This is a genomic window from Sphingomonas beigongshangi (assembly GCF_016820445.1).
Lineage (GTDB): Bacteria > Pseudomonadota > Alphaproteobacteria > Sphingomonadales > Sphingomonadaceae > Sphingomonas > Sphingomonas beigongshangi.
In genome coordinates this window covers 96,604-109,554 of record NZ_JADHDT010000007.1, presented here as the reverse complement: position 1 = coordinate 109,554, position 12,951 = coordinate 96,604, and the positions used below count along the sequence as shown (strand labels likewise).

The 12,951-nt window shown below is 68.3% G+C and carries 9 protein-coding genes; 5 read left to right on the top strand and 4 right to left on the bottom strand.

Going from position 1 to position 12,951, the window contains the following annotated elements; translation table 11 throughout:
- Window positions 1-36: 36 nt before the first annotated feature.
- The 3 genes from IQ292_RS13665 to IQ292_RS13655 are packed head-to-tail and all read left to right on the top strand — an operon-like array spanning window position 37 to window position 6,335.
- Window positions 37-1,335, top strand: coding sequence for an MFS transporter (locus IQ292_RS13665; protein ID WP_203310868.1), 1,299 nt, complete (start codon window positions 37-39; stop codon window positions 1,333-1,335).
- 12 nt (window positions 1,336-1,347) lie between these two features.
- The gene (locus tag IQ292_RS13660) at window positions 1,348-5,151 is read left to right on the top strand and encodes a LamG-like jellyroll fold domain-containing protein (RefSeq protein WP_203310867.1); all 3,804 of its coding nucleotides are present in this window, start codon (window positions 1,348-1,350) and stop codon (window positions 5,149-5,151) included.
- On the top strand, window positions 5,148-6,335 hold the full coding sequence (locus IQ292_RS13655) for a DUF885 family protein (RefSeq protein WP_203310866.1): 1,188 nt from the start codon (window positions 5,148-5,150) through the stop codon (window positions 6,333-6,335). Before IQ292_RS13660 ends, IQ292_RS13655 begins: the two co-directional genes overlap by 4 nt.
- A gap of 11 nt (window positions 6,336-6,346) precedes the next feature.
- Here IQ292_RS13655 and IQ292_RS13650 read toward each other — a convergent pair whose 3' ends face one another.
- Window positions 6,347-8,737: a TonB-dependent receptor gene (locus tag IQ292_RS13650; RefSeq protein ID WP_420853702.1), complete on the bottom strand. Its 2,391-nt coding sequence runs from the start codon at window positions 8,735-8,737 to the stop codon at window positions 6,347-6,349.
- A 104-nt stretch (window positions 8,738-8,841) separates the two neighbouring features.
- Complete coding sequence (locus IQ292_RS13645; protein WP_203310865.1) at window positions 8,842-9,213, bottom strand: LysR family transcriptional regulator; 372 nt, start codon at window positions 9,211-9,213, stop codon at window positions 8,842-8,844.
- A gap of 250 nt (window positions 9,214-9,463) precedes the next feature.
- Here IQ292_RS13645 and IQ292_RS13640 point away from each other — a divergent pair, with 250 nt between their 5' ends.
- The gene (locus IQ292_RS13640; protein ID WP_203310864.1) at window positions 9,464-10,294 is read left to right on the top strand and encodes an aldo/keto reductase; all 831 of its coding nucleotides are present in this window, start codon (window positions 9,464-9,466) and stop codon (window positions 10,292-10,294) included.
- On the opposite strand, the gene IQ292_RS13635 is transcribed toward IQ292_RS13640, so the two are convergent.
- Complete coding sequence (locus IQ292_RS13635; protein WP_203310863.1) at window positions 10,291-10,941, bottom strand: TetR-like C-terminal domain-containing protein; 651 nt, start codon at window positions 10,939-10,941, stop codon at window positions 10,291-10,293. The genes IQ292_RS13640 and IQ292_RS13635 overlap by 4 nt on opposite strands.
- 257 nt (window positions 10,942-11,198) lie before the next feature.
- Between IQ292_RS13635 and IQ292_RS13630 the strand changes: the two genes are divergently transcribed.
- Window positions 11,199-12,044 (top strand): MBL fold metallo-hydrolase, encoded by an 846-nt coding sequence (locus IQ292_RS13630; RefSeq protein WP_203310862.1) that lies wholly within the window; start codon window positions 11,199-11,201, stop codon window positions 12,042-12,044.
- A gap of 143 nt (window positions 12,045-12,187) precedes the next feature.
- Here the strand turns inward: IQ292_RS13630 and IQ292_RS13625 are convergent, their stop codons facing one another.
- Window positions 12,188-12,943, bottom strand: a complete 756-nt coding sequence (locus tag IQ292_RS13625) for a glucose 1-dehydrogenase (RefSeq protein ID WP_203310861.1) — start codon at window positions 12,941-12,943, stop codon at window positions 12,188-12,190.
- Window positions 12,944-12,951: the final 8 nt, after the last annotated feature.

Sequence of the window (12,951 nt, the reverse complement as noted above, 5' to 3'; positions counted from 1 at the left end):
GCACAAGAGGCCGCGCAACACAGGAGAGACACGCCGATGGCAACGATCGACACGCCGGAGGTCGGGGCGGACCCGACGAGCGCCGCGGCCGGTGTCGGGCGCTATCGCTGGGTGATCTGCGGCCTGCTGTTCGCGGCCACCGCGATCAACTATGTCGACCGGCAGATGATCGGCGTGCTCAAGCCGACGATTTCCGCTGAACTCGGCTGGTCGGAGACCACCTATGCCGACGTCATCTTCTGGTTCCAGGCGGCCTATGCCATCGGCTATCTGACCTTCGGCAAGATCGTCGACGCGGTCGGGGCACGGATCGGCTATTCGATCGCCTTCGTCATCTGGACGATCGGCCACACGTTGTGCGGCTTCGTCGGATCGGCCTTCCAGTTCTCGGTCGCGCGCTTCGTCCTCGGGATCGGCGAGAGCGGCAACTTCCCGGCGGGCCTCAAGTCGGTGACCGAATGGTTTCCGGCGAAGGAGCGCGCGCTGGCGACCGGCATCTTCAACGCCGGGGCCAATGTCGGCGCCGTGGTCACGCCGCTGATCGTGCCGGCGATCACCCTCGCCTTCGGCTGGCGCATGGCGTTCATCGTCACCGGCATCGCCAGCCTGGCGTGGCTGGTCGCCTGGATCGCGCTCTACCGCCGCCCGCGCGAAAGCACCAAGGTGTCACCGGCCGAACTGGCCTATATCGAAAGCGATCCCGCCGATCCGGTACGCAAGATCGGCTGGCTGAAGCTGCTCGGCTATCGCGAGACCTGGGCCTATGCGCTCGGCAAGTTCCTGATCGATCCGATCTGGTGGCTGTTCCTGTTCTGGACGCCGGATTTCCTCGCCAAGACCTATCATCTCGACCTCGTCAGCTTCGGGCCGCCGCTGGTCGTCATCTATCTGATCTCGGACCTCGGCAGCATAGCGGGGGGCTGGTCGTCGTCGCGGCTGATGAAGCGTGGCTTCACCGCCAATGCGGCGCGCAAGTCGACGATGCTGGTCTGCGCCCTGCTGGTGATGCCGATCTTCTTCGCCCAATATGTCGACAATCTGTGGCTGGCGGTCGCGATCGTCGGGCTCGCCACCGCGGCACATCAGGCGTTTTCCGCCAATCTCTACACGATCCCGTCGGACATGTTCCCGCGCGGCGCGGTCGGATCCGTGGTCGGGATCGGCGGTACCGTCGGCGCGATCGGCGGCATGATGATGGCCAAGTTCACCGGCTACATCCTGCAGACGACGGGCAGCTACACGATCATCTTCGCGGTGGCCGGCAGCGTCTACCTGCTCGCGGTCGCCGTCGTCCATCTGCTCAGTCCGCGCCTCGCACGCGTCGACGCGCTCTAAGGGTCTCTCCCGATGACGGTCCGCCCCCTCACGTCGCTGCTTGCGCTGGCGACGGCCTCCCTCGCCGCGCCGACCGCTCTTGCCCAGACCGGCGCCGCGCAGCCCGGCCTGTTGTTCCACGCGCCGCTCGACACAGGCTTCGACGCCACCGTCGCGGCCGGCGACGCGACCCCAAACTTCCGCGCCAACGTGTCGATCGTGCCGGATGGCGCGGTTGGCGGCGCGGCGCGCTGGGCGGACGACGGCTATGTCGCCTGGCGCGCGCCCGGCAACATGCGCAGCGCCCGGGGCACGCTGGCCTTCCACTGGCGCGCGCGCCAGCCGCTGGGAGAAGCGCCGTTCGTCATCTTCCGGGCCGGTTTCGCCGATCACAGCAGCTGGGACATGGCCTTCCTGCGCATCGACTGGAACGGCCACGGCTTCGACGCTTTCGTCACCGACGCCAATCTCTCCCGCATCCGGCTATCGTGGCGCATGCCCGCCGTGCCCGACGCACAGGCATGGCAGCATATCGCCTTTGCCTGGGACGAGACGGTCGGCGTCCGCCTGTACGTCGGCGGGCGCGAAGTCGCGCGCAAGGACCAGAAGGCGGATCTCGATACCGGGCTTGACCAGTTCGGGCTCGCGGGACGGGTGATGTCGCCGCATCAGGTGCAGAGCCGCTACAATTTCATGCGCGGCTCCGACGTCGACGACATCCGCGTCTACGACCGGATGCTGTCGACCGCGAACGTCGCGGCGCTCGCGGCAAAGACCAAGCCGGGCCCCCTTCCCACGCCCGACGCCGCCGCCGACCGTCAGGCGTGGCTGCACCGCTATGGCTGGGACAAGGCGCTGCCCCCCCTGCTCGATGCGCCCGTCACGCGCATCCGCAAAGTCGAGTTCGCCGATGCGAAGGACCTGAAGGAGTGGATGTGGAAGGGTGTCGACGGCATCGCCGAGACGACCTGGCCGGGCGTCTACAATCGGTCGCGCCTGCCGGGGCGCGACGATTATTTCGAACTGCCCGACTGGAACGTCTATGTCGAGGGCGGGAAGCGCTACGATCTGACCGTGCCCGCGGGCGAGCGCGTCAATCGCGTCGAGCTGCGCGGTGCCGCCTATGGCACGCTGAGCTGGAGCGACGGCGGCAAGGATAGGGTGCTGGCGACGCGGCCGAAAGGCGTCGTGCGCAGCGTCGACCAGTTCGCGTCGCGCACCGGCGGCACGCTGCATTTCACCAACGTGATGCAGGAGCAGCCGATCCAGGAACTCTGGGCCTATGACGTGGGCGCGGGTGCGGAGCCGGGCGGCAGCTTCAAGCTGGACTATACGATCCGCACCGACGCCGCGCCGACGTTGGCCGCCCTCGCCCCGTTGAACGCGTTCATCGCCGGACGCTTCGCCCCGGACGAGCGCGCGACGGTCGTTGCGATGCCGACTGCGGGCGTCAAGGCGGCGGTGGGCGCCGCGGCGGCGGGCGCCGGCGGCGGCGTGGCGCGGCGTGCGGGCATGGCGCCGATCGTCCATGTGCTGATCCCCGCCAGTCTCGGCGACGCGCAGCCCGACCAGCCGGTCGCACGCGCGTTCGATTATGGCTGGCAGAACCTCCGGGATGGTCTCGACGGTGTCGCCATCGACCTCCCCGCCCTTGCCGGCAGCAAGCCGGTCGCACTGAACATCCGGATCAAGGATCCGATCTGGCCGGAGCGCGACATGATCGACGTCTCCGTCTCCGTCACCCCGGGCAAGACGCGCACGCTCTGGCTCGACCTGCGCGACCGGATCCTGTCGAACGACAGCCTCTATCTCTCGATCGCCGCGTCCGATCCGGCTTTCTCCGCGGCCAGCCTCGACGGCACGCGCATCCGCCTGGTGTTCAAGCCTCGCGCGGAGGCGCTCAAGGAGCATGTCGCGGATCGCTTCAACCAGGTGAAGGACAATTGGGGTTTCCTCGTCGAGGAGCATACCGCGTCCAAGCGCATGGGACTGTACCGGCGGCTCTACGCCGACATCACCGACCTGCTGCGGGTCGATCCGGACAACGCGCTGGCGCAGGCCTATTGGGCGGATATCGACTATCGCCCCGAAAACCTGCCCGCCTTCGCCCAGCCAGCACCGACGAAGGGGGAGCCTCTGTGGGCATTCCGGCAGCTGGAGGATCTGCGTTACGTCCGCCGCTTCGTCGACTGGTGGATCGACCATCGGCAGGTGCCTTACGGCGACTTCGGCGGCGGCATCTCCGACGACACCGACCTGACGCAGCAATGGCCGGGCCTCGCCCTGATGGGCGTCGAGCCTGACAAGGTGAACGCCTCGCTCCGCGCGCTGTCCGACGCGGTCTACGCCAATGGCATGCGGGTCAACGGTCTCGGCTATATCACCACCGACGAACTGCATGCCTATGAGGAGGGGCTGAATTCCGACGCGGAGCGGCTGTATCTCAACTGGGGCGAGCCAAAGGCGGTCGAGCGGCTGATGGCGACGACGCGCGCGCTGCAGGACGTGATCCTGAAGAACCCGGCCGGGCACATGCACTTCGCCTCTAGCTGGTATGGCGGCCGCAAGATCTATCGCGACGCGCCCTGGGCGTGGCAGAAGCCCTATGCCTTCACCGTCATGCATGCGCCGATCCTGGTCGGCTTGTACAACGGCAACAGCGCCGCCCGCGGACTGGTCACCGGGGTGATCGACGGCTGGATGGCGCACGGCAAGCAGGACGCAAAGGGTGGCTGGAGCTATCCGAACGAGATCCACTGGGACGACGACAAGGAACGGGTCGGCGACGGCGGCGGCCTGACCACACCGCTGCAAAGTGCGTGGAGCGCGTGGCGATTCACCGGCGACACCAAATATCTCCGCCCGATCCAGAGCCGCATCGCCAAGGCCGGACCGGCCGCCCTTGCGGAGTTCAACGAGAACGGCTTCGCCGTCCTGCCAGGCGGGACGACGTATCGCGACGCGCTCGCCGCGCAGGCGAAGGACGATCCGTTCGCGCTGTACACGCGCTGGGATGCGACGGGAGACGTCGTCGCGCTGGAGGCGCTGCATGCCGACGCGATCGCCGACAAGGCCCGCCACGAATATATGTACACCGAGGGCCATTGGTGGTCCGATCGGGTCGAGCAGCCCAACGAGATTCTGCAGCGCGAGCGGCTCGGCGGCATCGCCCTGCGCCGCAACCAGACCTGGCCAGGCAATACGGTGTCGTGGCGCTTTGCCGAGCCGGACGCGGCCGGCGAGGTCGCGATCCTGATGCCGGGCGCGACGCCGGACCGTTTCCGCGTCATCGCCTATAATCGGACCGACCGGGTGCAGCAGGCGGTCATGACGGGCTGGTCGGTGACGGCGGGTCAATGGACCGTGCGTCGCGCGACAAGCGGCGACGGCGGCAGGACGCTGTCGCCGGATGGCGCGCCCTCGACGATCCCGCTGGAGCGCAGCCTGGGAACGACCGTCGCCTTCGCCCCTCACACGACCACCGTCTACGATTTCGCGCTGGCCACGCCCTCGACTCCCGTCGAGCGGCGCGCGGACCTCGGTATTGGCGCCGACGATATCGTTCGCGACCATGGCGGTCTTTCGGTCACCGTGCACAGTCTCGGCGCGCTGCCGACGCCGGGCGGGACGCTGACGGTGCGCGGCGGCGACGGCGCGATACTCGCGACCGCGGCAATCCCACCGCTCGACGCGCCGACCGACCTCAAGCCGCGCACCGTCGTGGTGCACGTGGCGCTGCCACGCGGGACGGCGCGGACGGTCGCAGTCGCCCTGCCCGGCAACGCGGCGGAGGTGACGCGGCTCAACAACGAGGTTGTGCTGGATACCGGACGATGACGCCGTCGCGGCGCGGTGTGCTGACCGGCATCGGCGCCGCGGCCGTCACGCCGGCGGGCGCCACGACGCGGGGCGGCAACACCGAGATCGGATTGGCGCTGGATGCAGCGATGGCGCTGCCTGTCGATGACGCACTGTCCCGACTGGCGCCGTTCCGCCTTGACGACGCAGGTCCCGGCCGGCGCCTGGACCTGCAGGCCGCGCGGGCCGGGCTGGCGATCGATCGCGCGCTGACGGCGGCGCGGGGCGAGGCCGCATCCTTCTCGCTGCGGTTGCAGCGCATCGTCGGCAACGACGCTACGTTGGATCGCGTCGCGCGCGACCTGGACGACGCGCACCGCGCTTCTACCGCCGCCGCCGACCGCCTGTTCCAGCGGCTCGGCATCACCGGTCGCAGCAGTGGGGCGAGGTTCGAGGCGTTGTGGCGCAACCCGCGCTGGCTGTTCGCCGACGACGACGCGGGACGCGCATCGGCGGTGACGGCGATGCGCGCCACGCTGGCGGCGATCCGGCCCCGGCTGCCCCACGTGCTCGGCCCGCTGCCGCCCGAATGCCTCGCCGTCGACGTCCGCGCGCTCGACGCGGCGGAGATCGCCGCCGGCAAGGGCGGCTATCGCGTCCTGCCGTCCGCAGGCAGCCAGGGTCTCTACGTCGTCGACCTGAAGGAGGTGCGCCGCCGCCCCCTTTTCACATTGCCCAGCGTCGTCGCCCACGAGCTGCTGCCGGGTCATATGACGCAGATGCCGCTCGAAGCCCTTGCCCGGCCCCATCCACTGCGCCTGCGCTATGCCGCGGCCTTTTCCGAAGGCTGGGGCATCTATGCCGAGCGGCTGATGGCGATAGACGGCCTCTACACCCGCCCCGAGGACATGCTGGGGCACCTCCACTGGATGCTGTTCCGGATCGCGCGCGGCCTGGCCGATATCGCTATTCACGTCCGGGGCATCGCGCCCGATCAGGCAGAAGCCGCGATGCGGGAGACGCTGGGCGAGCCCGCCTATTTCGCCCCCTTCGCGGGCGACGTGGCGCGGATCGTCGCGGAGCCCGCGACCCGGGCGGGCGAGGCGTGGCTGCCGCTGCGCCTCGACCGCACGCGGCCGACGTCGCGCGCCGGCTGGCCGGCCTGGCACGCCGGACTGTTACGCCACGGGCGCCTGCGCACGGACATGATCCGGTCGCGCTGATGCGCGGCGCGTCACAGGGCGAAGCGCAAGGTCCCGCCGATCGTCCGCGGATCGCTGGGCGTGCCGACGATGAGGCCGGAATTGCCCGCCTGGATCGTCAGGTTCTGGATGTACTGCGCATCGAACAGGTTGCGCGCCCATACGATCGCCTCCAGCCCGCTGGCGAAGCGGTAGCCGATATTGGCATTCGTCAGATTGTACGCGCGGATATAGGTGAAGCGCGACAGGGAGGGATCGCCGTTGAAGCCGCTGCGCGAGGCAGTGTCGATATGCACTGAAACCTGGCCGCGTCCGAGGCGACGCCGATAATCGATCCCCGCGGTCAGCGCGAAGCGGGGCAGCGAGGCCAGGCGTCGGCCCGTCAGGCTGCATTTCGTCGTCGCGGCGGTCTGCACCTCGAGCGGACAAGGGCCCGCCGGATAGTCGCTGTAGATCCCGTCCGAAAAGGCGAAGCCGGTGCGGACAGCGAGTCCCGGCAGGATCAGCGCGGTGACGTCCGCCTCCACGCCTTTCACCTCCACCGCCGGGATATTCGACAAATAGCCGCGCAGCTGCACCGTCTGCGTCAGCGAGTTCTCGACGATGGTCGCCTGGAAATCGCGGACCTTCGTCAGGAAGCCGTCGATGTTGAAGACCAGGCGGTCGCCGAGCAGGCGGTTTTTCAGGCCGATCTCGTAGGTCTGGTTGCGCTCGGGGCGGACGACCGCGGTGGCGGTTACCGGCTGGTTGTTCGCATCGAGCGGCAGGCCCGACATGTTGATCCCGCCCGACTTGAAGCCTCGCGCATAGCTCGCATAGGCCATGGTCGCGTCGGTGACCTGCCAGGCGAGGTTGCCGCGCCCGGAAAGGCTGCCGTCGCTGTCGCGCGCGGCATAGCTCTGCGGGCGCAGCACCCCCAGCCGTGCGGCGATCAGCGCGGCGTTGGTCGTCGCCGGTCCACCGGAAACGGTGGTGCTGTAATAGCCGTGCTTGTCTTCCTGCGTGTAGCGCAGCCCGACGGTCGCGGTCAGGCGCGGCGCCAGCCGGTAATTGACCTCTCCGAACGCCGCATAGCTGGCGCTGCGGAAGTCGGTGCGGCCATCCTGTCCGTAACCGTCGAGCAGATTGCCCGGCACCGGCGTATTATTCGCCCCGGTCACCGTCCCGATCAGATATCGCGCCGCGGCGGGTCCATAGATGCTGATCGGCCGCCCCGTCAGCCGCTGACCGAAACCGTAGAGCCCGACGACATAGGTCATGGCTCCGCTGCCGTTGGAGGCGAGCCGGAGTTCCTGGCTGAACTGGTCCTGGCACGAGGGAATGTGCTGTGACAGCTGTACCGGCAGGCCGGTATAGTCACGGTCGTTCTCCGCATCCCAGTTCCAGAAGCGCCAGGCGCTGACCGAGGTCAGCGTGGCCGGCCCCAGGTTCCAATCGGCGATCGCGCTGATGCCGCCCTCGTTGGTGTCGACGCCGAGCGGACCGTCGATATCGGTCTTGCGCGCATAGGGATCGATACTGGGCGGCGCGTAGCCGAATTGCGCCGCAAGCCCACCGGGGCCGCCGAACTGACGGCTGGCGGCGCGCAGGCTGGAGCCCGTGCGCAGATAGACTTGCGTGCAGCAATAGGCCTGGAAATTGGTGAAGTCGGCGATGACGCGCAGGCGGAACGCGTCATCCGGCGCGAAGAGCAGCTGCCCGCGCACCGCCTGCGTTCCCAGCGTGTTGGCGGCGCGGCCGGTGCGGACATTGTCGAGAATGCCGTCGCGCCGGGTCGAAACCCCGGAGATGCGATAGGCCAACGTATCGGTGATCGGCCCCGACGCCCAGCCCCTGGCCTGGACGAAGTCGAAGCTGCCATAGGATAGCTCCGCGAACCCCACTCGCGTGAAGGTCGGCGCGCGGGTGGTGATGTTGAGCGCGCCCGCGGTGGTATTCTTGCCGAACAGCGTGCCCTGGGGTCCGCGCAGCTCCTCGACCTGGGCGATGTCGGCAAAGTCGAAGGCGGCGGTCGCGGGTCGCGCGTGATAGACCTGGTCGACGTAGAAGCCGACCCCTGGCTCCAGCCCATCGTTCGCCTGGCTGACCGCAACCACGCTGGAGCCGAGCCCGCGGATGGTGAAGGCGGTGTTGCGAGGATTGGCCGAGCTATAGTTGAGCGTCGGGATCAGCGTGGTCAGCGCCTGTGTGTTGACGGTGTAGCTGCGGTCGACGAGGGCGCCGGACACCACGGAAAGCGCGGCGGGCACGGCCTGCTCCCGCTCGTCCCGGCGGCGGGCGGTCACGACCACGTCGGGCAGGCGAACCGCCGGTTTATCCGGCGACACCGAAGCCCCCTCAGGCGAAGGCGCAACGCCCGTGACCTGCGCCTCCGCCCCGGCAACCGGCATCGCCGCAGCGATCGCGCAAACAGCCGCCAGCATGCGATGAGACATGGTCGATACCCCGATAGCCACGGCCGTTCGCGCCGCTTTATATCCGAGCGTATATCGACACTGTATTCCGTCGTATATAACAGTTCGACCGGTCAGTCGGATGCGCGCGGCTCCGTACGAAGGTGCTCGCGCAACCGCACATAACCCGCCGCCTGGGCGGTGGCGGCCACTTCCCGCTCCATCTCGCGATAGGCGTCGAGAACGGCGAGCCCGGTCGGCGTGACGCGTGCGCCGCGCTCCGTGCCGCCACCGCGGATCGTCTCCACCAGCACCGGGTCGAAGCAGCGGTTCATCTCGTCCACCAGCAGCCAGGCCCGGCGGTAGCTCATGCCGAGCGCGCGGCCGGCGGCGCTGATCGACCCGTGCGCGACGATCGCGTCGAGCAGATCGGCCTTGCCCGGGCCGATCGCCAGGGCATCGCCGCAGGCGATCTGGATTTTCACCCAGAGCGGACCCAGCTTCACGTCACCGGCCCGCGATGCAGGCGGCCGCCGCACGAACCGGCGTTGATGCCCTGGCATGATGGCGGAGGGGCGCTGAGGCGGTCCGGTTACGCGCGTCGATCTGCACGGCAGGTCCTTCGTTGAAGCCCGGCACCCGCGGCGGCGCCTCGCCGCACCCTATCGCCCTTGTGCGCGGACCGCCACGGTTCCGGCGCGCTGCCCGATCCGCTGCGCCATTGACCCATTGGCCGCACCAGACGTTCTGGCCCCCATGAAGACGATCACCTTTCCCGATGGTGCCAGCGTTCCGGCGCTCGGCCAAGGCACGTGGATGATGGCCGAGGATCACGCCCGCCGTGCGGAGGAGATCACCGCGCTGCGCGAGGGGCTGGCGCTCGGCCTGAGGCTGATCGACACCGCCGAGATGTACGCCGACGGCGAATCCGAGCGGCTCGTGGGCGAGGCGATCGCGGGCGCGCGCGACGAGGTGTTCCTCGTCAGCAAGGCCTATCCGCAAAACGCCTCGCGCGATCGCCTGCCCCGCGCCTGCGAGGCCAGCCTCGCGCGGCTCGGCACCGATCGGATCGACCTGTACCTGCTGCACTGGCGCGGCCGCGTCCCCCTGTCCGAGACGATCGAGGCGATGGAGCGGCTCGTTGCCGCGGGCAAGATCCTGCGCTGGGGTGTCAGTAATCTCGATACCGACGATATGGACGAGCTCGTCGGCAGCGGCGGCCAGTCCTGCCAAACGGATCAGATCCTGTACAACCTGACGCGACGCGGGCCCGAGTATGACCTCCTCCCCTGGCTGAATCGCCATCATATGCCGGTCATGGCGTACAGCCCCGTCGAACAGGGCCGCCTCGTCGCCCATCGCGATCTGTTGCGGATGGCGGAGGAGCGCGACGCCACACCCGCGCGGGTCGCGCTGGCATGGCTGCTGGCGAGGGACGGCGTCATTCCCATTCCCAAGGCAGGAACGGTCGCGCATGTTCGGGACAATCGCGCCGCGCTGGACATGACCTTGTCGGAAGCGGAACTCCGCCGCCTCGACGCGATCTTCCCGCCGCCGAGCGGACCGGAGCCGCTGGCGATGCTCTAGCCCGATACGGGCGCGCGCCGCGGCCTCAGCCCAGTGACGAGCCGCATCGCGACATGCTTCGTCAGCTGGTCGATCTCCAGCGTCGTCTCCAATTGGCGCAACCGGTCGAGCTCGAGCAAGGTATAGCCGTGTAGCGTCGACCAGACGGTCACCACGGCGGCGGATACATCGTCCTCGTCGTCGACATCGATCGAGAAGATTCCGCTCCTGCCGCCTCGGATCAGCAGGTCGCGCAGGACATGGCGCGCCCGGTCCGCGGCACCGCGCAGTTCCGGCGAGAGGCTGCCGTCGGGATTCCTGACGTCCTTTCCGATCATCAGGGCATAACGCGATCGATCTTCCAGCGCGAAGGCGACGAAAGCTCCGATGAGCGCCGTCAGTCCCTCCGCCGCATCCGGTGCGCCGGCAGCCGCGCGCTCCACCGTCAGTCGCAGTCGATCGTAACCCGCCGCTGCGACCGCCGCGAGCAGTTCGGCCTTGTCCCTGAAATGACGGTAGGGCGCATTGTGACTGACCCCCGCGCGCCGGGCGACCTCACGCAGTGACAGGCTTGCAGCTTCGGACTGCGCGAGCAGTGCCGCAGCCGCGTCGATCAGGGTCGTCCGCAGGCTTTCGGTACCAGATGTCGCTGGGTGCGCTTCACTCATCCCGCATATTCGCGACACCTGTTGACACTGTCAACGTTTCGATCCATGTTGACACTGTCAACAGGGGCGAGTCGATGACCTCCTCAATCAGCAACGAGGCGTTCGCTGACGTGCGTGGCGCCGATCGATCGCCTGCCCCCCGCGCGAAGGGTGACCACGGTGCGCCGCCTTCGGCGCACCCGTCGCGCGCGCCTCCGCAAACGTCCGTCATGCCGCTCCCATCAGTTCCCAACTCCTCCGAAATCAGGCTCAAGGATATGACAATCATCGCCAATCCCGCGGTTCGCCACACCGTTGGCGACTTCATCGTGACCGCCCTATCCGATGGATATGCCGACCTGCCGCCACCCCTTCTGGTCGATGGGGACGGATCGACGCTGCCGGGGGCGGACGTTCCGCTTCGCGTCGAGGTAAACGCCTTTCTCATCCAGGGGCGCGGACGGACGATGCTGGTCGACACGGGCGCAGGTCACTTCATGCAGCCGAGCCTGAATCAGCTCGACGCGGCGATGCGCGCGGTGGGCGTCTCACCCGATGCGATCGATGCGATACTCCTGACGCACCTGCATCCCGATCATGCCGGCGGTCTCGTCGACGCCGCCGGTGCCGCCGTGTTCGATCGGGCGGAGCTATGCGTGCATGAGAACGAACTCGCGTTCTGGGACGGAGACGAGAATCTTAGTCGCGCACCGGTGGCGATGCAGCCCGGCTTCTACGTCGCCCGCACGGCACTGGCCCCCTACCGCACCCGCCTGACGTCGTTCCGTGATGCCGAGGTCTTGCCCGGCATCACGCCGTTCGCGCTTTTCGGCCACACGCCGGGCCATTGCGGGTTTCTGGTCGATGGCGGCGGCAGCGAACAGCTGCTGATCTGGGGCGACATCATCCATCGACTGGACGAGCAATTGACGAACCCGGACACGGGCGTCGCGTTCGATTGCGACCGCCATGCCGCGCGCGCGGTCCGGCGCGCGACGTTCGACCGTATCGTGGCGGACGACCTCACCTTCACCGGCATGCACGTGCCGATGCCGCAGATCGGCAAGCTGTTCCGCGACGGTCACGGGTTCGCCTACCGGCCGGTCGAGACCGTCGTCTGCTGACGCGGGGCGGCTCCACACTGTGGCAAGGGCCGCGTTAGCGTTGGCCCCGACCAGGACGGCGTGGATGAAACAATCCACCGGCAACCCGCATCGCCGGTGGCCCGCTCACCGTTCGGCCCGGAAAAAATCGCGGCCCCGGCCCGTCAGAGCGACCAGCCGCCATCGACCGAGATCGCCGCGCCCGTCACGAACGCACCCAGATCGGAACACATCCACAATACGGCTTCGGCGATCTCCTCCGGCTTTCCCAGACGCCCGACCGGCTCGAGATCGATCGCCTTCTGGATATCGCCGCCGGTGAAGCGATCCATCATCGGCGTTTCGATGTTGCCGGGCAGGACGGCGTTCACCCGGATGTTCTGCTTGGCATAATCGAGCGCGGCGGATTTGGTCAGGCCGATGATCGCGTGCTTGGATGCCGTATAGGAGGCTCCACCGGGAACCCCGCGGACGCCAGCGCCCGAGGAGGTGTTGACGATCACGCCGCCGCCTTGCCGTACCATCTGCGCAAGCTCGTGCTTCATGCACACGAACGTACCGCGCAGATTGATGTCGAGGATGCGATCCCATTCGGCGAGCTCGATCTCGTGGACAGGGGCGGCCGTGTTCTCGACGCCCGCGTTGTTGAAGGCGACATCGAGTCGGCCGAACGTCTCGATCGCCTTCGCGACCGCCGCCCCGACCTCGTCGGGCTGTGCGACGTCGCAACCGAGCAACAGGGGTTCGGCGCCCGCGTCGCGAACGGCGGCGGCGGTGCCGGACAGCGCGTCCTCCGTACGATCGAGGATGGCGAGGCGCGCGCCCTCTCGCGCGAAGGCGATGGCCGTCGCGCGGCCGATGCCGCTGGCGGCGCCGGTGATGAAGGCGACCCTGCCTTCGAAGCGCTGGGTTGTGGGCATGACGATAA